The sequence below is a fragment of the Paenibacillus sp. EB106-04-04-XG159 genome (assembly GCF_058791835.1).
Genome location: NZ_JBYTDY010000007.1, coordinates 199,807 through 220,333 on the forward strand (window position 1 = coordinate 199,807; position 20,527 = coordinate 220,333).

General features: G+C 46.1%; 16 protein-coding genes. 1 reads left to right on the forward strand and 15 read right to left on the reverse strand.

Annotation, left to right across the window (positions count from 1 at the left end; all coding sequences use genetic code 11):
* Positions 1-14 precede the first annotated feature (14 nt).
* The 14 genes from AC3WTP_RS11065 to AC3WTP_RS11130 form a co-directional block, all read right to left on the reverse strand.
* A complete protein-coding gene (locus AC3WTP_RS11065) occupies positions 15-1,157 on the reverse strand; it encodes an efflux RND transporter periplasmic adaptor subunit (RefSeq protein WP_492394661.1) in 1,143 nt (380 codons plus the stop codon).
* 42 nt (positions 1,158-1,199) lie between these two features.
* Complete coding sequence (locus tag AC3WTP_RS11070; protein ID WP_492394662.1) at positions 1,200-2,078, reverse strand: carbohydrate ABC transporter permease; 879 nt, start codon at positions 2,076-2,078, stop codon at positions 1,200-1,202.
* Between the two features lie 12 nt (positions 2,079-2,090).
* Positions 2,091-2,963, reverse strand: coding sequence for a carbohydrate ABC transporter permease (locus AC3WTP_RS11075; RefSeq protein ID WP_492394663.1), 873 nt, complete (start codon positions 2,961-2,963; stop codon positions 2,091-2,093).
* Between the two features lie 192 nt (positions 2,964-3,155).
* Entirely contained in the window at positions 3,156-4,895 is a 1,740-nt protein-coding gene (locus AC3WTP_RS11080; protein WP_492394664.1) for a HAMP domain-containing sensor histidine kinase, read from the reverse strand.
* The gene (locus AC3WTP_RS11085; RefSeq protein ID WP_492394665.1) at positions 4,892-5,575 is read right to left on the reverse strand and encodes a response regulator transcription factor; all 684 of its coding nucleotides are present in this window, start codon (positions 5,573-5,575) and stop codon (positions 4,892-4,894) included. The genes AC3WTP_RS11080 and AC3WTP_RS11085 overlap by 4 nt, the downstream gene beginning before the upstream one ends.
* Positions 5,576-6,029: 454 nt before the next feature.
* A complete protein-coding gene (locus AC3WTP_RS11090; protein ID WP_492394666.1) occupies positions 6,030-6,797 on the reverse strand; it encodes an ABC transporter permease in 768 nt (255 codons plus the stop codon).
* Positions 6,798-7,568: an ABC transporter ATP-binding protein gene (locus tag AC3WTP_RS11095; protein ID WP_492394667.1), complete on the reverse strand. Its 771-nt coding sequence runs from the start codon at positions 7,566-7,568 to the stop codon at positions 6,798-6,800.
* Between the two features lie 12 nt (positions 7,569-7,580).
* A complete protein-coding gene (locus AC3WTP_RS11100) occupies positions 7,581-8,450 on the reverse strand; it encodes a pentapeptide repeat-containing protein (RefSeq protein ID WP_492394668.1) in 870 nt (289 codons plus the stop codon).
* A 13-nt stretch (positions 8,451-8,463) separates the two neighbouring features.
* The gene (locus AC3WTP_RS11105) at positions 8,464-8,793 is read right to left on the reverse strand and encodes a PadR family transcriptional regulator (protein WP_492394669.1); all 330 of its coding nucleotides are present in this window, start codon (positions 8,791-8,793) and stop codon (positions 8,464-8,466) included.
* 276 nt (positions 8,794-9,069) lie between these two features.
* Positions 9,070-11,082 (reverse strand): Na+/H+ antiporter, encoded by a 2,013-nt coding sequence (locus tag AC3WTP_RS11110; protein ID WP_492394670.1) that lies wholly within the window; start codon positions 11,080-11,082, stop codon positions 9,070-9,072.
* A gap of 301 nt (positions 11,083-11,383) precedes the next feature.
* On the reverse strand, positions 11,384-13,720 hold the full coding sequence (locus tag AC3WTP_RS11115) for an FAD-dependent oxidoreductase (RefSeq protein ID WP_492394671.1): 2,337 nt from the start codon (positions 13,718-13,720) through the stop codon (positions 11,384-11,386).
* 21 nt (positions 13,721-13,741) lie between these two features.
* Positions 13,742-14,845, reverse strand: coding sequence for a M14 family zinc carboxypeptidase (locus AC3WTP_RS11120; RefSeq protein ID WP_492394672.1), 1,104 nt, complete (start codon positions 14,843-14,845; stop codon positions 13,742-13,744).
* Positions 14,846-15,049: 204 nt separating this feature from the next.
* A complete protein-coding gene (locus AC3WTP_RS11125; RefSeq protein ID WP_492394673.1) occupies positions 15,050-17,146 on the reverse strand; it encodes a hypothetical protein in 2,097 nt (698 codons plus the stop codon).
* A gap of 306 nt (positions 17,147-17,452) precedes the next feature.
* Positions 17,453-18,250, reverse strand: a complete 798-nt coding sequence (locus AC3WTP_RS11130; protein WP_492394674.1) for a phosphotransferase — start codon at positions 18,248-18,250, stop codon at positions 17,453-17,455.
* Between the two features lie 187 nt (positions 18,251-18,437).
* Here AC3WTP_RS11130 and AC3WTP_RS11135 point away from each other — a divergent pair, with 187 nt between their 5' ends.
* Positions 18,438-19,325 (forward strand): GNAT family N-acetyltransferase, encoded by an 888-nt coding sequence (locus tag AC3WTP_RS11135; protein ID WP_492394675.1) that lies wholly within the window; start codon positions 18,438-18,440, stop codon positions 19,323-19,325.
* A gap of 111 nt (positions 19,326-19,436) precedes the next feature.
* Here the strand turns inward: AC3WTP_RS11135 and AC3WTP_RS11140 are convergent, their stop codons facing one another.
* Positions 19,437-20,510 (reverse strand): phosphotransferase enzyme family protein, encoded by a 1,074-nt coding sequence (locus AC3WTP_RS11140; RefSeq protein ID WP_492394676.1) that lies wholly within the window; start codon positions 20,508-20,510, stop codon positions 19,437-19,439.
* Positions 20,511-20,527 lie beyond the last annotated feature (17 nt).

A 20,527-nucleotide genomic window follows, 5' to 3' on the forward strand; every position in this document is an offset into this window, starting at 1 on the left:
TTCTTAATTGTATGTTATGAATTCGTTTTGACTCTTACGCGCTCTCCGTCTTGGATCGGTTCGCTTCTCTCCAAGATTATCGGTGAATCGGGAAAAATGCCTCCTTTGATGACGGTTTCGTGCTGGTTGGCATCGCCTGTTTGAACATTGACTTTTCGAGCAACGGTTGTGTTACCGAGAGCTCCCTTTTTCTCTTCGACAACAAAGATGTAGCTTTCGCTGCCTTCACGGTATATAGCTTTATTGGGGACGAGAATTCCACTTTCGTCCGGAGAAGAGATACTTAGATGAATACTTGCTTGTTCCCCGCCTCGAAGTTTTTCATTATTTACGTTAATCAAAATACGTTTGTTTGTTGTCCCCTCCTCCTCATCTTGGGAATCGGTCTCACCTCCCTTAATAACACGGCTCGTCGTTTCTGTTGTATCCGCAAGTTGAATCACAGCACTCATCGTTTCCGTTGTATCCGCAAGTTGGACGTTGATATCGGTTGCCTGACCAATCCTGATATGCTTGCTAACGGAGACGGGGATTTGGAGCTGCATTTCGTACCCCTGTTTCGATGAAGCCAGTTGAATGTCGGGGCCAAGACTTGCGGATGCCATTCCCTTTATGGCGTTCACTTTTTGGACGGTTCCATCGAACGGTGCCTTTAATTCACGTTCGGAAACAAGCGCCTCATTTAAGCTGTCGAGGTTTCTTTGTTGAACTTCTAAAGTAATTTTGGCGCTTTCAAGATTCCGTTTTACGGTTCGAATTTGATTATCATCGCTGTTTCGAGAAGCTTCCATGTATTGATCCTGCAGCCCTTCAATCACAAGCTGCTGTTGCTTCAATAGTGCCAGAGCATCCAAATATTGATTCTCTGCTTCGCGGTTTGCATATACGACGAGTGTTTGTCCGTTTTTTACGATGTCCCCTTCCGCAACCATTACTTCTTTGATCTCCCAGCCGGATTTGTTCGATAACGAAGCTTCGATGTGCGGTTTCAGTACGCCCTCGCCATTAAAGACATGAACGAGCGGTTCTTGTCTACAGAACGTGACCCAGACTTTCGGGAGGCTCATCGATTGCAACGTATTGCTATAAAGCGTCAGCATGAGTAATCCACCAATAAATAGCAATGATAACCGTTTGATGGTTCTCTTTCTTTTCACATTTTCGCGTTCAGGTTCAAGGCTATTGATATGGAATCCCCCCTATCCCTTAATGCCGGACATTTGGACGCCCTGGATAAAATGAGTTTCTGCATATAAAAACAACAACACCATAGGAAACATATACAATACGGATGAGGAAAATCCGACTCCCCTTGCTTCCTTTTGGATGACTGATAGATAGACGGATAACGGCTGCTTGTAGTCATCATCCAGAAAAATAAGCGGTTGCTCTACCATGTTCCAATAATCGACGAACAATAGAACGATAAGCGCAGCTATGCCAGGTTTTACGAGTGGTACGATGATCCGCAGGAAAATGCTCAAATGGCCCGCGCCGTCCATCATCGCGGCTTCAATGTAATCATTCGGGAGCGTTTTGATGAATTGTCTAAGCATAAATACGCCGAATGCTCCGAAAATTCCGGGAAGGATGATCGCTCCTGCACTGTTCAATAAATTCAATTTGTCGGCGATAATGTAATTCGGGACCAGCGTCACTTGAAACGGCATGAGCATTGTCATCAAATAAATGAAAAATAGTTTGTCTCTGCCACGAAACCGGAGCTTTCCGAAAGCATAAGCCGCTAGTGCTGCGACGATAACCTGACCTCCAATAATGAACGTAACAAGATATACCGAATTCCAAAATAGTTTCAGATAAGTCGGAGTCGTGATCAGCACTTTCACGTATTGCTCAAAGGAAACCCAATCAGGTATGATCTTCAAATTAACGAACGTGTCTTTTCCATTTGCGGCATCAACGGACATTTGGTCCACCAGATCATAATTGGATCCGATCTCCTGCTCAGACATTAGTGAATTCGTGAAGGTTATAACGAGCGGTGCCAACATGAAGATACTCAAAAGCGAAAGTAAGATCGTGATTATGATTTTAAATATCGTGCTCCTTCGATTCATATTCCCTCCTGTTTACTCCGTGAATGATGAAAAGCGACGTTCCAAGGTGAACATAACCGAAACGATGAGAACCATACACGCAACCATCAAGGTCGCTGCTGACGTTAGCTTCTGAATGTCGAGTGACAGAAACATATTGTTCATGTAATGCTGCAGCATGTAGATGCTGTCGTGTGGGTAATCACCGGCAATTAAATACGTTTCCCGAAATATCCGGAACGAACTGACCAGCGCCATTAAGGCGACAAAAAACATCGTGGGCGTTAGATATACCAACGTGATTCGCGTAAATTGGTGATAAACACCAGCACCCTCAAGCTCGGCTGTCTCGTAATAGTCCTTCGGAATTCCTTGCAAACCAGCTAGAAATAAAATGACGTTATACCCGACGTTTTTCCATGCATAGACGACAGAGAGCACGACTCTCGCCCACTCAGACTTCATCCAATCGATGCGTTCAAGGTCAAGGTTGCTTAGCCAGCTGTTTAATGCCCCGTTCCAATCGAAAAGGATTTGCCAAATGAGGACGACGGATGCAGTCGGCACTACGAGCGGTAAGACGTATACTGTCCTAAGCCAATTTCGCAAATAGATATTTTGATTGAGCAACAGGGCTATGAAAAGTGAGATTACGACTGTAATTGGAACGCTAACTGAAGTAAATATAGCCGTATTTATTGCAGCTTTTCGAAAGGAATCGCTGGCCAGCAAATCTTGATAGTTGGCGAAGCCTACGAACGAACCTCCGGTTGTTCCACTCGTGAAGGAATAGTAGACCCCCATTACGAATGGAATGAAATAGAAAACGGAAAAGCCTATCGCGCTAGGTGCGAGAAAGCAGGCCGCAATATAACTATGATTTTTTGACCATTTTCGAAAGCGCATCCTTTCACCTCGAAGCATTTTGTTTTCATGAATCTATAATAATTTCCCTGAATCAAGATCGAATGGAGCCGGAATAAAGATTAGATAAAGATTTTGAGAGGTGAACTGACAAATATAAAAAGACAGACTAAGGAATTGATCCATTAGCCTGCCTTTTTATACAAATCTATCGTTCGATTTAGAATGATGAAATTATGCTTTCTTTAGCGAAAAGTAAAAGGCGACCCCGTTCTCGGTATTTTCTACTCCGTATGTGGAGGCGTGAAGTTCTAATATTTTTTTGGAAATCGCTAATCCTAAACCGGTTCCCCCATGAGATCGTTGTCGAGAAGTGTCCCCACGGTAAAAGCGGTCCCATACTTTATCTAGTTGTTCTCGAGGGATATGAACACCCTTGTTCTCTACACAGACCATAATTTCTCCCTGGTACTCCATTGCTGATACGATAATGCGTTCATTTGAGGGCGTATAGCGAATGGCGTTAGTAATAAAATTCGTGATGACCTGTTCGATGCGATGCTGATTAGCTACCACTTCCGTTGAAATAAGTTGCAATCGAACGTCGAGCTGTTTGGCAGCGATGTCCAAAGCAAGTTGTTCATATACCGACTCGATGGTTTTATCGATTGGGAATACTTCCAACTTCATTTTGTAAGTCCCGGACTCGAATTTCGCCAGTTCAAGCATATCCACGATTAAGTGGTCCATTTTATCGACTTCGTTTTCCATTGCTTCGAAATAGTGCTCCTTCTTATCGCTGGCTACACCGTCTTTGAGTATGGAGATGCAACTTTTCATGACACTTAGCGGCGTTTTCAGTTCGTGCGATACGCCGGAAATAAATTCTTTGCGCGTGCTCTCGAGCTGTTTCTCCATTTCGATCTCATGCTGCAGCTGTCCAATGTATGAATGAAGAGTATTGGACAAATGGTTGACATTGCGGGACAATTCGCCGATCTCATCCTCCGAGGAGACCTTTATCGACTCTGAAAAGTCCAAATTCGCAATTTTTTGTGTTGCTGAATTGAGTCTTAGAAGCGGCTTTGCGATCTTCCTCGAATAATAAAATGAGACGAGTAAAATAAGCACAAGCACGAAAACGATGATATAGACAGAGTAATCTTTGATCATTCGCGCTGCCTCGTCTACGGGCTGCAAGGAAGTCATCGCAAATAAATAAGCGGGTTCACCGTCTACGTCCTCGATGCTCTGAACAAAAAGCTTGTATTTCAAGTTGTTTTGCTCGTAATCAAACGTTTGAACAGTATTGATGGGTTGAGGATTATTCGATCGTAATAAGCCAGCCTGGAAAACCTTGATCCGTTCCATAAAGAGGCTGTTCGAGAAAATAGGATTCGAGGACGCTTCAGGAGTTGGAATTTGAACGTCGGTTACGGTCGCTTTGTCTTCGAAGCCAGGCATGATTAGAAGTTGGTCATTCGTACCATATGTAACGAACTTGTCCTGTATTCGAATCGGCAGGATCGTAGCATCTTTTTTAATCCCGGAAATAATCAGACGTTGATCTGGACTGAAAACGAACCCATTTGAAGATATATCATCTATGTTAATCAAGTGATACAACGGCACCTTATACGATTCATGGGATTTATCACTATCTAATTGAACTTGAAGAAAGAATTCGCTCGTATTCTTAAGATTACCGTAACGGTCGAGCGTCGTGATCCACGTGTTATGGTCTTGAAAGAACACTTGCTCAAGTTTCTGAATGTACAGAATGTCCATGTTCATGGACTTATTAGCTATATAATCCTGTTTGAATATCTCGATGTTCGCCTGTATCTCATTCGTTTTCCTGTTCGTATAAAATTCCTTAAAAAAAATCGTTTGTCCTATGTAGATAACACCCAATATAAGCGTGCAAAGAGCAGTCGTGAGAAGAAATAGCTTCGCAACGATTCCGATCTTCATAAGCTATCCACGAACTTATATCCGGTCCGCACTACCGTAGTAATGTGTCGAGCTTTGTTGCCTAATTTCGTTCGCAGGTTTCGTATGTGTGTATTCAAAGTGCGATCATCTCCGGCATAAGCGTACCCCCATATTTTCATGATGAGCTGCTCCCTTGGAATCACGATCCCTTGATTGTGCATCAGGTATGCTAAAATTTCGAATTCCGTATGTGTGAGGCTTACATGCTCGCCATCCACCGTTATCGATCTCGATGGAAAATGAATATTAATGCCATTAATAATAAGTGTATTGTTCGTATCTGTCGTTTTATTCGTGCGAGCCCGGCTATCGAGTAGACGCTTTGCCCTTGCTAATAGCACTGCAGGGCTATATGGTTTTGTTACATAATCGTCAGCACCGAGCTCAAAACCCAACAGCGTATCGTCTTCATCAACTCGGGCCGTAAGCATAATAATGGGTACATCCGACTTTTTACGAATGCGGCGACAAACCGACCACCCGTCCATTTCCGGCAGCATAATGTCGAGAATGATCAAGCTGACCTCATGTTCTTGAAACAAATCCAATGCGGCTTTACCATCAGAGGCTTCCACAACCTCATAGCCATCATTTAGAAAGTAATCCTTTAAAATCTCAAGAAGTATTATTTCGTCTTCAACGATCAAGATCTTCGGCATGTCAATCCTCCGCTCGCAGCGCCTTTAAAATGTACCATCTTCGAATGATAGGTTCATATAAAAGAATACACCATAATCTGGGGTCTGTCTTCAAACTATGACAAAACGAGCAATGGAAAGCAGCTAAAAAATAACACTGCTCACGCAAGTTGGCATATTCGCAGGATTACAAGGAAAGCACGGAGTATCATCTAATTGGGATGAAATCCTGCGAATACACGAGCTTGTGCGAGGAAATCAAATCATATCGAGGGAGCATAAGCACGTTGTCGGAGTGACGTTGTACAGCGGCTGGTTTTTGGCAAAGACGTTAACGACGGTCGGTATGAGATAGGTTGGCACAAATGCCGAGTTTGATAAATGGTAGGAAGATATTTGGGTAGGAAAAGGCGCTTGCGCCATCGACCGTTAATGCGGACAGCACCGAGGGTTAGAAAGTCATTGGTTAACTATTTCACACTCGCTTCTTATACGCCCTCATCGCAAAGATATATGCCACGAGCATGATTCCGACGCACCATGCAAGAGCGACCCATATATCATTACCCACCGGCTGACCTGACAGCAATGCGCGGATGGCTTCTACAATTGAGGTCACCGGTTGGTTTTCGGCAAAGACGCGAACGACGGTCGGCATCGACTCGGTTGGCACAAATGCCGAACTGATAAATGGCAGGAAGATAATTGGGTAGGAAAAGGCGCTAGCGCCATCGACCGTTTTTGCGGATAGTCCGGCAATTGCTGCGACCCAAGTTAAGGCCAGAGTAAACAGCGCGAGTATGCCGGCAACGGCAAGCCATGGCAGTATCCCCGCCGACGAACGAAAGCCCATAATCAACGCTACGAGAATGATGACGACAACCGATATGGCGTTGGATACCAGCGAGGTTAGCACATGCCCCCACAGTAAGGTGGAACGTGAAATCGGCATGGAGTGAAACCGCTCGAATATGCCCCGTTGCACATCGGTAAACAGGCGGAAAGACGTGTAGGATACACCGCTAGCAATTGCAATCAGTAGTATGCCGGGCAACAGGTAATTTACATAGTTATCCGTTCCGGATTGAATTGCACCTCCGAACACGTAGACAAACAGCAACATCATCGCGATCGGCATGATGGTGACCGTGACGATAGTGTCCATACTGCGGGAAATATGGCGCATGGAACGTCCAAGTATAACGCCTAGATCGCTAAAATAATGTTTCTTTACCGCCTCCATTTACTTCCCCTCCTTTTTGCCAACGATTGCAAGGAAGATCTCCTCTAATGTCGGCTGTTTTTCCACATACTCCACTTTTGTGGATGGGAACAGGTTTTTCAGCTCCGCGAGCGTGCCGTTGGCGATAATCCTGCCTTCGTGCAAAATGGCAATCCGGTCAGCAAGCTGCTCGGCCTCCTCCAAATACTGTGTGGTGAGAAGTACCGTCGTCCCGCCGTCGGCGAGCTCCTTGACAATCTTCCAAACCTCGTTCCGTGCCTCAGGGTCAAGCCCGGTGGTCGGCTCATCTAGAAAAATGATTTGCGGTTTTCCCACAAGGCTCAAAGCGATGTCGAGCCTGCGGCGCATCCCCCCCGAGTAAGTAGACACCCTGCGGTCGGCGGCCTCTGTCAGGTCGAAGCGTTTAAGCAAGTCGTCCGCAACCTGGCGCGGGTTTTTGAGGTATCTCAGCTTGGCAATCATGATCAGATTTTCCCGTCCGGTCAAAATCTCGTCTACGGCGGCAAATTGCCCTGTCAGACTGATCGCCTGCCGCACATTGTCGGGCTTGGATGCAACATCGAATCCGTTTACGGTGGCGGTTCCACTGTCTTGTTTGAGCAGCGTAGTGAGGATTTTGACAACCGTTGTCTTGCCTGCCCCGTTAGAGCCAAGGAGAGCGAAAACACTCCCCTTTTCCACCTCGAAATCTACGCCCTTCAGCACCTGATGCTGCTTGTAGGATTTATGCAGGCCTTTTACTTGAATGGACTTGGTTTGCACGGTTTGCATAGGTTCCCCTCCTTATATGACCGTGACTTTTGACAAATCGACGACCCATAGGCCTTTAAGCGCAGCATAGGTCAGCTTATCCATCGTTGCACCGTCAAAGCAGACGGTTTTGAAGGCAAGGTAAGATTTGTTCGTCACGGAAAAAGGTAGACGGAATGACACGTTCTTGAGTGTCGCTCCCCTAAACGAAACGTCGTTCAGTGCAGACTTGTCAAAGTTGACACCGATGAAGGTCTGCCCGTCAAAACGCATTCCTCGCAGGTCGGAATATTTAAAATCCACTCCAGTAAAGATACAACGATCAAAGATTGTTTTTCTAAGGTCGGTCTTGGTTAGCGTGACGTCGGTCAGTTTTACGCCTGTGAATTTGGCTCCGTCAAGCCCCGACGTGCTGAAATTGGTTCGTACGAGGATCGTCTTATTGAAGCTTGCATTTGTCAGATCAAGCGTGGACAGGCTGCAGTCCGTCAGATTCGCGCCGTCAAAATTGGCTTCGCGTACGTCGCTGCTCTTAAACGAACTGCCGGTCAAGTCGGCGCCAGCAAAGTCGGCTCCGCGCAACGCGGTTACTTTGAATTCTCCTTTGTGTAAAGTAACGCCCGCGAAGTCACTCTCTTGCAGATCGATCGCACTGAGGTTTATCCGCACCTGCCGTTCCAGCGAGCGGGAGAGGTTGGCGACCTCCAGGATCGTTTGCTCGATGTCGCCGATACCCTCAATCGTCATCTTAAACGCTGTTTCATCGTCCTTGCCCTCAGTTCTGAGTTCATGGTATCGCTCCTGCAAATCGGAGAGCAGGTCGGCCTTTAATTCGGTGACGCTTTTCACCCCATCGTATGGCGTAAAAACACTGTCCAGATAATCCGTCAATTTCTGATTCATCACATCAAACCCCTTATAATAAGTTTTCTAACACACGCTTTGCATACTCCCAATTGCTTTTGTTGCGAGAGTATGTATCCTTACCTTTTTCGGTAATCCGAAAATACTTGCGTCGTCCGCCCTGTGATTCATCGCCCCAATACCACTCGATATCGCCGTCTGCCTCAAGCCGACGGACGCTGGAGTACATAGTGGCTTCCTTTAATTCATACTCGCCGCCCGAGCGCTCGGCAATCAGTTTGACAATCTCATAGCCGTAGCGGTCAGCTTCGAACAAGAGCCGTAAAATCATCGTGTCGGTATGGCCGCGTAGCAGGTCTGATGTAATTTTGTTATCGCTCATACAATCACCTCCACAATTGCATGATACGATATACTACTGTGACTATCAAGGTAGTATTTTAATTATAATACTCAGTCAAAATTTTTAAATGCATCCATAACAAAAAACCGCGCAGAGCGCGGTTTTCTTGGGACTATACTTGCGATGTCATTCAATATGTCGTGGCTTACCATCTGTTGAGGTTCCGGTTTTGTCAAAGGCAATCGCGGAAAATTCATCCCCCGAAACTATTGCATAAGCAAATAAGCGGACTCTCGAACATCAACTGTTTTCCAATTATTCCGTATGTTCGAAAAGTGTCACGCTCTCGATGGATATGATCATTCTCCTCAAATCTCTCGCTTGTTCGTTACTGATTTCTCCGTTTTCGTACATGCGGTGAATCTCAGCGCGTTCTGCGTCCATCACCCGTATCCGTAACTCCTCTTTTTGCGCTTCGACAGTCTCATTGTATTCGGATGATCCTTTAAGTCGCTCGATCAATAGCTTGTAGTCGAGAATAACTGAATATACGATGCTTTCCTCATGCTCTTTTATATGGGCTTCCAAATACTCAAGAGCTGCTTGTGAGGCTTTCAGCTGGATGTCCCTTCCTATTCGACGTTTGGCTATTTGATCTTCCTCACGATTGCGACGAAACTTGCCGGTTGAAAACTTCCAGTTTCGAAAGGCGTTTCCTACAAGAAATTTGAGACGGGAACCCCCATTTCGAGATAATGCTTCTTCACGCAATTCAAGAACCTTCAAAAAGATCTCGAATAACTCTTCATCCAATTCTTGCTGACCCATTGCATTCTCTATGTATCTTCTCTCAGCTTTCAGTGCCATCAATCGAACTTCGATCATTTTTTTCTCGAACTCTTTGTCATCTACAGAATGCGTCCGATTGAATGCCTTCTTATACCCATCCATCAAGCGATATACCGCGATTTTGTTGTCCTCATTTAATTCAGAGCGGATCTGATTCATAGCAGTTACTAAGAGCCTGTTTTTGGCTTTTTCTATATCTAAATAACCAGACATCTCCCCTTCTGACGTCTCTCCTTTGTTTAATAAAGGTAGAAAAATGGTAGCAATGATCAGGGTGAACAAGATGACGCCCGCCGCTAAGAAAAGAATGAGTGAACGTTCGGGAAACGGCGCACCGCTCTCGACCAGCATCGGTATGGACAATACTCCGGCCATAGTTATGGCCCCTCGAACACCTGTGAAGCTCACCAGCAAAGCCATTTTGATTGTCGGTCTGCTGGTATCTTCATTTCCTTTAATAAGATGCTCGTAATATGAAAAGATGTACGACCATACGAACCGGATCGCGAGTATCGCTGTCCCGATCGCCAGAACATATCCGATCGCGAGACCATTGTTAATGAATGGGTCCTCAACTGTTAAGCGAATGGACGGAGGAATGTTCAAACCGAGCAACAAAAATACAACCCCATTCAGAATAAACAACACCGTGGACCATATGTTCTCTGTAAGAACCTGTTCCTCCGCATACAAAGGTTCTGCTCTCTCTCGGAGCAAGGAGTGGACGATCCCTCCCACGACGACCGCAATGACACCGGAAGCGTGAAGCATCTCCTCGGTAACGATATAAATAAGGAAAGGCGTTAATAATTGAAGCAAGGAATGCAATGTTACGTCACTAATACCTTTTTTTCGCAGTGTAAAGCGGGTCCATGTCATCAGTAAACTAAGCAAAAGTCCAAGGACAGCACCAGCGATAAACATGTATGTAAAGTCTAGTATCGCTTCGCGCAGCGAGAAGTAGCCCGTGACGACTGCGGCCACAGCGTAGTTAAAAGCCACAAGCCCTGAAGCATCGTTGATTAGCGATTCCCCTCGCGTGAGATTCATTACTTTCTCCGGAAGATGGATACGCTTGGCGATGCCGTTTACCGCAACCGCGTCTGTTGGCGACAGGATGGCAGCTAAAGCGAAGGCTGCGGCAAGCGGAATGCTAGGGATAAGCCAATGGATAAAGTATCCGCCACCAATAGTCGTTAATAGAACTAGAATAATCGCATTTCCGAAAATCGAGGCCCGCATGTTCCATAGCTCATCTCTTGGAAAATGCCTGCCGTCATTGTAAAGAAGCGGAGCCACGAAAAGAAGCAAAAACCACTCTGTTTCGATTTCCAATTGAATTTCCTGAAAAACGATTGCGATGATGATACCGAAAGCAATCTGCGTCAATGCGGTAGGAATGAATGGCAAGTAGTGGCTAATGATATTTGAAATAACTAAACACACGAGTAACAAAATCACGGTCATCAGTACTTCCAATACGTTATTCCTCCTAGACGAAGTCACTATATAAATTTCGCAAATAACGCCGACGGACAAATATCATCACATCGGCGTTTTATTTATTACTGCAGTTATTCTGCTCGGGTCAAAAAATTTATCGTTACTCCTTCGTTGGATTGTCATTGCATTTTTTGTCCTGATTTATTATTCGGAGATTCAACCATTCTTATCCGGCTCCCTCTCTCGCTCGATTTAGATGAAAACGAGAGACTTAGCTTGGAACCTTAGTATCTGCGATGGCACCCAATTTTGAAATACTTGTTCGTGGGACCCGATCTTACTCATACACGCGGATTTCCGCCAGCTCCGCATGCGGACTGCCGTTCGTTCGTTCAATGACGACGCGCAACCGATCGGCCTCTGCTGGGGAGAAACGATGGATCCGTTTTCGTTTTCGGTTCGCTGTCTCCCTGTGTAACGTTATCCAATGTCCGTCCACATATGCCTCAAGACGATAGTCCGCAGCCAGCTCGGGAAAAATATCGAACGGCGTGCGCATGAAGTGAAGATTGATCAAATATTCATTCACATCGTCGTTCCAGGTGAGGTGCACTTCCGACAAGCGGATCGGGCGATTCCAGGACAATTGCAGCCAGGCTTCACGTCCAGCAGCATCATTTCCTGCCTCCGCGCTTTCCGAACCATTCGTGCCAGCTTCACCTTCCGCAGCCATACAACGATCTGCGCCTTCGTCAGAAGCCGTCAAAGGATCGGACAACCATACATGCGGTCCCCTATATGGACGGTTGTAGCCGTCGTTCGCTTTGTCGGCGCTATATGCCGTTGTTTCTCCTGTGACGCGGAAACAGAACGGTTTGCGGGCAACAGGGCGCATGAGCCAGTCCCTTACAGGCTGGGCTACGTACTGTCCCTCGCTCAATTTGGCGACAACAGGCTCCGACTGTCTGACAAAACCGAGCACGCCGAACAACGGCTTTTGGGATAACCACAAGGCGACATGCGGATTCGCCTTGACAACGACGAAGGCGTTCTGATCCTCCTGCGGCCTCCAAGACAAGTCAGCGGCGATCCATTGCTGCTTGCCGGGGCGCACTTGTATGCTGCAAGCTGCAATGAGCGAATGCGGTACATAATTTTCCGCCCGGCCGGTATCCCACAGCTCAATTTCCAGCAAGGTTTCAGCAGCGACATCCGCCAATAGTTCGAGACCTTCAAGCTGGGGAGCGACCGGAAACAGCAAACCCGCATCCTCGTGCAACTGGTGAAGCTCGTGCGGCTGCTCGATGGCGATGCGCCTTAACGAACCGGAAGCAGTTACTGCAGCGCCGAGCGCCAAATCGTGCGTATCGCGATTTGCTACTCCGATGATGGCTGCATCCTGGCGCAGCAAGGTCTGCTGCAGTTCTTCCAGATGATCGCGACATAATTCCCTTGGCGTAATGCCTTTCTGAACAGAGAGCGCCGCACCGGTCCCGGCTGCCTCGCCCATTACCGCGCACGTCGCCATGACTCGCGTCGTACCGAAAGCTACGTGTGTCGCGCTAATATTCCGACCGGCCATCAGCATATTGTCGACATTGACCGAGTAGAGCGAACGGAACGGAATATGGTAAATACCGTCGGAAAACAGATGCTTCGAACCTTCCTCTGTCGCATACATACCTTGCGGCGGATGCAGGTCGATCGACCAACCTCCGAACGCAACCCTGTCGAAAAATCGGGTCTGCTTGATAATATCGTGCTGCTGGAGAATATAATCGCCGACAAACCGGCGGTATTCGCGCTTGCCCGGGATAGCCCCGACCCATTCCAACGTCAGCTGCTCCGCATCATAGTTGCCCGAGTTTTTAATATAATCCCATATGCCGTAAATGACCGACCACAATTCGTCGCGAATTCGCTCATTTTCATGAACGGTGTCCAATTCGCCTCCCCACTCAATCCACCAATAGAAACAGCCGGAGTCGCCGCTCTGGATAACTCGCCGCATCGGAATCGACGTTTTGGCAATATCTTTGGCGAACGCAGGCGGTACATATTTGACCGGGTGGCCAACATCCTTCGTATAGAACAGCAATGTGCTGCCGAGCGTAATATCGTCGGCCGACTCCGGCGCCCATGGTTCGCCGAATTCGCTTCTTGCTTCCCGGCCCAGACGGTACTGTGCACCGGCCAGGAAACCGACCAGTCCGTCCCCTGTACAGTCCAGGTACATGCTGCTTTCAAAACGAATTTTCCGTTCCGCTCCCATCATCCATCCGGTTACCGAGCGGATTGTCCTGGACGCTTCTGTACCTTCCGCTTCCACTTCGTGCACATCGGTATTAAGAAACAAGCGGATGTTCGTCTCGGCAAGTACGGTCTCAAGGACGACGAGATCCCAATAGTAAGGGTTGCCATCCGGATTGCGGTACTGGTTCTCAACGAGCATTTCGCCGATAATCCCCGTTTCCCGGGCGTATCGATGCGTACCTGTCGATGTCGCACCGCTAACCCAAACCCGCACCTCGCTGCTTGAGTTGCCGCCAAGCACGGGACGGTTCTGCACAAGCGCCACCGAGCGGCCGAGCCTGGCCGCTGCCACGGCTGCGCTTACACCCGCCAAACCGCCGCCAACTACGGTAATATCGGTTTGTACTATTTCAAACTTCATTCCAGGTCACTCCCATATTCATCAAATATGCAGCAAATACGCTTCCAGCGCCCGCGCAAAATCGGCACCGAATTGGCGGCAATTGTCCTGAGTGATTACCATATTGTGACTACCGAAATAGGGAAACTCGAATGAGAAGGCGAGCTGCGCACCCGTTCTTTCAAAAAATGCGCTGCAAGTCGCTTCATTCGGCTGATTCCAATCTTCGCCCATCTCGATATCATGTATGGAACTATAAGAAATCTGCCCAGATGCAGCGCGACTGCGAGTTTCGGCAGCAAGACATGCGTTGAACCGTTCAATTTCACCTTTCACGGGCGATCCCCTTTTAACGATAAAAGGGAAATCGTTTCGTTCTCCCCATTTGTATGGGCTATGCAAATCAATCCCTGCCACTAGCTCAAGCGATTTCGCGTATTCGGCAATGGCTGCAGTTGCTTCATAGCGAGCGGCAGCGACGTAATCCCGATTATGGTCGTGAGGCTGGCGCGCTTTGCCCTGGTCGCCGTTCTCTACGCCATCCAGATCAACGAATGGGACACAATGGATGGCAAATTGCTGCAATACCGGCGATTCAGCTTGCGACAAATAATAGTACAACAGCCCTTCCAGCATATAAGAGGGCGGAGACTCACATGCGTGATGTCTGCAAGTGAACATAATATGTTTGCGGGCGGCAGCATTGCCGATGACAAGCAGCGGAACGGGCCGCAATTGTTCCGAAAGCACAAGAACTTGCCGCCGGACAGCCGGATTATCGGAGATGCGGGAATAGAATCGTTCAAAATGATGCATTTGATAAGGTAACGAGAAGCTGAAGTAGGCGCGCTCCCCCTCTGTGAACGAGTATCGGAACGATTGCCGGGAAATTAGCGAATCGGTACCAAGCCATTGCCAAATAATGCCGTCCGTGCTGAAAGCAGGACCCCATGGACCTATGACTTCACCGTTGAGAAAATCAAATACGACTGTCTGCGCCTGATCCGCTTCCGCGCAGAAATTCCAATAAAACCACCAGCCTGACGTATCCCGGATGTCCTGCTCTAACTTCACCAGATCGCCTTCTTGCGCAATAACGCGAATATTTCCTCCTGCGTAGTTGTCGGTAATTCGAATATTCTCCATCGGATTCATACTCCTGACATGGAGCAGGCAACGGAAAGTAAATTCACTCCCCGTTGCCCGTCCTTCCTAGTTTATGATGCCGAGTTCCTTGAGCTGCTTCTCGGCGGAATCCAGTATCAGCTTATATTTGAACGTCGTTTCCAATGTTCTTAAGAAGGCTGCGCCCGGCTGGTGAACAGGACAATAATAGCGCTATGCCTCTGCCTATTGCGCTTTCTTTTCCAAGTCAATCATATGCAAAATATGACGGATCATCTCTAACCGCAGCAAATCTTGATTCGTCGAACGCTCATCGACTTCCTCCAACCAGGTTAAGGCGTTGTTTGCGGCGTTTGCCCGTTCCTGCTGACCCGAGGCAATGGCATCCGCAGCAAGCTGCTTGAGCTTCGTCGCATAGCGAATGTCGTCAATGCCTTCGCGATAGCCTTCCCAGGCGATGGTGTCGATCAAATCCGTCTGGGTCGGATAAACCAGATTGAAGTTGCGGAATTCATCCTGAATGGAGTTGTCGTTCCAGATGTTCGGAGGTCCCTCATAAAAAATATAATTGTAAGTAGCATCATAATTCGCTTTGTATACCCACATTCCATGACGTTGGCGCATCAAGTCAGGGTTCTCGGGACCTGTGTGCGGGTAAGCATAGTTAGTAATGATCTTGTCGTCGCCGAAACTATGCCAGGTCTCCGCTTTCTCGCGCGTCGGTTCGCCAACTATATTCAAGAAATTCTCTTTTACATCTAGCCGGTAGTGGCTCTCATTGCCTGTAGAAAATACTTTGAACCCTTTATCCTGTATATATTGCCACAGCTCCTGCTCGTACTGAAGCATCGACCAGCCCGGCTCATCCCATCCGTCGAAATAGAGATTGGTATGGCCGACATAATTGGAAACAAAATTAATCGCATCATCCAACGACGCTTTATGGGTATCAATCCCTTTGCGCCATTCGGTGTAAAGTTTATCCATCTTAAGCTTATTCTCTTCGGTCGGGTTCGCTTCATAAGCGGCTTTAGCCGATAGATAACCGTTATATTTTGTGAAAATCTCATAAGGAGCAAATGTCTGCCTGACGCCAAAGAGCGGATTCAGGCTGAGTCCGGCTTGCTGCATCAGATCGATCTGCTTTGTGAAGGCAGCTTTGTCCTCGATTGAATATAACGGGCCCGGAATGTTGAGCACGTTATGGTCAGCCAAGTTGCGGTAATCGTTCAGCAGCTTGGATTCTACAAGTTTCATATTCCCATTCGCCGCTTTCAAATTTTCTTTGACTCGGCTTCCATGGTAGAGCATGACGTAAAAGTCTTTGTTCAAATCATAATACGTCTTTGGTTGGGGAAGCTCGAACGGCAGCACGCGAATCCTCAACGAAATTTGTCCGGTAGAAATTCCGTCTGCAAAAATATCGATCGTGCCAGTATATGTACCCGCCGGTGTTTCACTGGGGACATGTGAGGTCAACCACATCTGTTTGGACTCTCCTTGCCTAAGCGCGATCGGAAGAAGCGTAGGGCTGTCTGCAACCGGCTCGTTATATGTGTTAAACTTGGTTGCCGGAATATTAGAAATGTCCACGTATTTCGCCCCATCAGGATAATCGATACGCAACGAATTTCCCAATCGGGCATGATCGACTTTGATCAAATTTTCGTCGTGCAGCAACAGTTCAGGCACCAGCACACTTTTAGCAGAGTCGGCAAAATAGCTTTGCCATGCCGTCCCGCCTTGGTACCAGGTTTTTACAACATGCAGATCTACCGCATTTGCCGGAATCGTACTTTTCTCGCCCGTCAGATCGCTCACAGTAAAGGTAACTGCATTCACATCGCCCAGCGGGGCAAGCACAAAAGAAGCCGCTTCAAATTCGCCTTGCGCCGAAATGATGGAAAGTTGGTCGCTGATTTTCCCGTCTTCAGGAAGCAGGTCCGGAAGTCGTTTGACCGGGCTTACCGCCGGAACATTATAGACAACAAAGGGAGAATTCGTCCAAAGCTTGCTGCCAACCGTTTTGAAATCGTTTGCTAACTTCAACGCATAATTCAGCTTCTTCCGGGTATTAGAGCTATCTTCTTGGGTAGTAGTAGAAGACAATAATTCATTAGCTTGATCACGCACACTTACAAGATATTGTTTCATCTTCAATGAATCAATCGTATCTATGTCCATATTCAGTTGTCCGACTTGTTTGTTCAGATCACCCTTCAACAATGTCTCGCCGGAAGCTCTTGTCTGTGCCATGGCAGGCGAAATCACCGTTAGTGCAACGCAGGTCATCAAGACAACTAGCATTAGACGCTTTCCCATAAATTCATCACTCCCTTTGCAAATTCTAATCATTGTCCTCTGCGTGGCGAAGTACACATGGGTGTCGGCATACTCTCTCCTATTGGTTTTAGGTTAGGCTGTAGTTCATAAAACTGTATTCAGCATATATTCAGATAATACCTTTTAAAGCCACGTTCGAATTTTTTATAGATATAGGAATGCTGCCCGTTAGTTGAGAAAAGACTGGATAAACAAATATAAGTTAAAAATCAAAAAACCTCCTAGTAGAGCAACTAATTCTCGTTTGCTCCCAATAGAAGGTTTTGTACTCCGTATATTCGATTTCTATTTCCAATCATTGAAATGATCTTTTAAAAAACGAACTTCATTCTCATAGTGATCCAAGTGACCCTCATCAATCATTTTTTGAAAGGCTTGGTTTCCGTTAGCGGCAAAATTTTTCAACGTATCACACAGTACAATCAACCGTTGAATAATCCACTCTTGCAAATTATTGGGGACGGGAATTCCATAAGATTCAAAAAACAAATGAATTCGCCGATGGCGCTCTGCAGCATGTTTATCACGTTGGTATGCTACTACATTCACTGTTCCAGAAGAACGGTCAGGTGTGAAACCGCCAAGCGGAACCGATGTGTATAGAGTATACGCAATGTCCCACAGACGCGGACCTGGACCTGCCATGTCAAAATCAATCAGCGCCGCTGGCTCTCCATTTCGATTGACAAGATTGTAAAACGCTGCGTCATTATGACAGATTACTTCGTACTCGGCTTCATTCGCGTATTTAAGCTGCCATTTGTCCTCGCTATTGAAAGTAAACGATTGAGTCGCATCATGGAACTGACGCAAAAGGCGCGCCAAACCCGCAAGCGTATCGTCCGACCAGATGTACGGTTCAAGTTCTGGTTGAGCAACATCTCCAGTAATAAATGTCAATATTTCACGGCCAGAATCATCGATTCCGAGAAATCTTGGCGCTCCTTCAAAGCCTTGTTTTTCTAAATGTTTGAGCAGTTCATGAACACTTGGACTCCAATCCCCCGTTGGGCGGCGAACAGTGTTTCCTATACGGACGATATGATTTACATTTCCGCCTTTTAGCACTTCTTCCTGGGACATAGGGTTTCGTTCCTCGCTTTTCATTGCACGATCGATTGCAGATTTTATAGAGACACTCACCTGATCATAGCAAACTGTTACCGATATCGCTAAATAAAGAACAACTATAATAAACATTTCTCTTGTTATAGTTTTAAGCAAGAACAATACTTAATAGGGATAGTTATTGAAAAAGGAGATATTTATTATGGAACAATGTATCTATAGTAGAAGATATAAACTTCTTAAGGATTTCTCTTCAGTTCACCGTTTTCTTACGGATAATTATTCATTTGATACATTGAACAGTTACCTTTTGCCACAGTTTTTTGAATACGCACATACGCATCCCTGCTTTCATCACCAGTTAACACACCGTTTCGGACTTTGGGAAAATGGCAGTACACTTGTCGGTATTGCTTGCTTTGAAATGAATATCGGTGAATGCTTTCTGGTAACTGACCGTGAGTATACATTTCTTTTGTCTGAAATGCTTGCATATGCAGAAAAGGAGTTGTCTGTTGTTGATAACGACAAGCACACCCTTTCTGTTTGGGTGACTAATAAGGAAACAGAGAAAATTGAACTATTGTCAAGGAACGGTTATACGAAGGTACATACCGAACCAGTACGGATATTTTCCAATAACAATTCGTTCCTAAACGTCAAGTTACCAGAAGGTTTTTCTATAATTTCCTTAGAGGATGAAAACGACTATAAGAAAATTCATGATTGTCTCTGGAAAGGCTTTGACCATGGAGGTATTCCTGATAACGATATTGACTGCCGAATGCTGATGCAAAGCGGTCCGAATTTCAGAAAAGACCTTACAACCGTAATAAAGGCTCCAAATGGCGATTATGCCTGCTTTGCAGGAATGTGGCTCGATGAGGAAAATAAGTATGCATATCTTGAACCTTTAGCCACCGTTCCTAAATATCGCAAGATGGGACTTGCCACTATTGCACTTACAGAAGGAATGAAAAAATCAAAAGCGTTAGGTGCAACCTATTGCTTCGGAGGTGTTCCTGAATTTTATACCGCTATCGGCTTTGAAACCATCTGCTACCGTGAACTATGGAAAAAGGTATGGTAATTGGCTCAAGGCTGCCGATTGATTGTTGCACCGGCAGCCTTGTGTATGTTAAGGGTGTATTTTACATTTATAAGATCTCTTATCAAATTATCAACGGCTGCTACATATAGACTAAATATCTCGTTCCTCATACTCAAAGGGTTCTTCACACGAGTAAATTTCATGGAAGAATCCCTTATACGGGATATCGTCTTCCATGCATTTTATAAGATACGACAGTTCCTCGTCACACTCTGGCTCTTCACCATTGTTCCGCATCACCTCGAATGAATCAACTATATTTTCCATGATGCTTACCTGAATAAATAAGGGCAACTTATCCAACATCGAATCTTCGATCTTGGTCTCGGAACTGTATCCCGCGAGGACGATTTCAAAATAATCATCCATAAACTTTTTACGCTTACTGACGTCTGGTTCGAATTGTATCCAGCCCACTCCGCTTATCCAGAGACCTGCCAGGTCAAACATATACCAACAGTAACATGAATTGTCGAAATCATAGACGGTGATTTGTCCGGTATCAAAATCTATCGAATAATTCCCATCGTTATAATCAAAATGGATCATGCCGAAAGACTCTTGGTTCCTGTCTAATCCTTTTAAGGTTTTTAGCAGATCTACCAGCTTCTCTTTAAGCAGAGATAAGGAGTCGGGTATCAGCTTATCGATATATTCGGCATTGTATTTATCAAAAAAACTATACCGACGATGAACAGGATTATATTCTTTCGATATTTGGTGCAATTTTCCCAGGACTTTACCGCAGTTATAGTAATATTCGGTAATCGGAGCTCCTTCCCGGTACCGATAATTATTTTCTACTAGCATTTTTCCCTTGGCCTTTTCAAACAGACAGACATAAAAGGTGTGATTCTGATGAGTTATCTCTTCCAGCAGATTCCCCTTCCGGGAGCTTATGACATTTGAGACGCTGCCACCGTGCTCAAATAGATACCTGACATATTCCGTTTCACCAAGAAAATCTTCACGACTCCTGTCAGGCAAGAACGCAATTCGAAGTATTTTTGCGCCCGCACCTTCTTTCTCACAGGTATAGACGACATTCCGTCCTCCTTCATGTGGCGGAATTTGCTGAATTGCATGGCCTTCTAATCCATACAACTCTGATACTAACGGCAGTAAATATGCATCACCGATTTTAACAACCTCGTTATAAGTCATAGCATCTCTCCTTTTAT

Excerpts from the sequence above, each read along its gene's own strand:
- AC3WTP_RS11100 (WP_492394668.1), bottom strand. The coding sequence starts at position 8,450 with ATGAATCAGAAATTGACGGATTATCTGGACAGTGTTTTTACGCCATAC.
- AC3WTP_RS11075 (WP_492394663.1), bottom strand. The coding sequence starts at position 2,963 with ATGCGCTTTCGAAAATGGTCAAAAAATCATAGTTATATTGCGGCCTGC.
- AC3WTP_RS11135 (WP_492394675.1), top strand. The coding sequence starts at position 18,438 with ATGGAACAATGTATCTATAGTAGAAGATATAAACTTCTTAAGGATTTC.
- AC3WTP_RS11105 (WP_492394669.1), bottom strand. The coding sequence starts at position 8,793 with ATGAGCGATAACAAAATTACATCAGACCTGCTACGCGGCCATACCGAC.
- AC3WTP_RS11115 (WP_492394671.1), bottom strand. The coding sequence starts at position 13,720 with ATGAAGTTTGAAATAGTACAAACCGATATTACCGTAGTTGGCGGCGGT.
- AC3WTP_RS11125 (WP_492394673.1), bottom strand. The coding sequence starts at position 17,146 with ATGGGAAAGCGTCTAATGCTAGTTGTCTTGATGACCTGCGTTGCACTA.
- AC3WTP_RS11080 (WP_492394664.1), bottom strand. The coding sequence starts at position 4,895 with ATGAAGATCGGAATCGTTGCGAAGCTATTTCTTCTCACGACTGCTCTT.
- AC3WTP_RS11090 (WP_492394666.1), bottom strand. The coding sequence starts at position 6,797 with ATGGAGGCGGTAAAGAAACATTATTTTAGCGATCTAGGCGTTATACTT.
- AC3WTP_RS11085 (WP_492394665.1), bottom strand. The coding sequence starts at position 5,575 with ATGCCGAAGATCTTGATCGTTGAAGACGAAATAATACTTCTTGAGATT.
- AC3WTP_RS11140 (WP_492394676.1), bottom strand. The coding sequence starts at position 20,510 with ATGACTTATAACGAGGTTGTTAAAATCGGTGATGCATATTTACTGCCG.
- AC3WTP_RS11130 (WP_492394674.1), bottom strand. The coding sequence starts at position 18,250 with ATGTCCCAGGAAGAAGTGCTAAAAGGCGGAAATGTAAATCATATCGTC.
- AC3WTP_RS11070 (WP_492394662.1), bottom strand. The coding sequence starts at position 2,078 with ATGAATCGAAGGAGCACGATATTTAAAATCATAATCACGATCTTACTT.
- AC3WTP_RS11120 (WP_492394672.1), bottom strand. The coding sequence starts at position 14,845 with ATGGAGAATATTCGAATTACCGACAACTACGCAGGAGGAAATATTCGC.
- AC3WTP_RS11095 (WP_492394667.1), bottom strand. The coding sequence starts at position 7,568 with ATGCAAACCGTGCAAACCAAGTCCATTCAAGTAAAAGGCCTGCATAAA.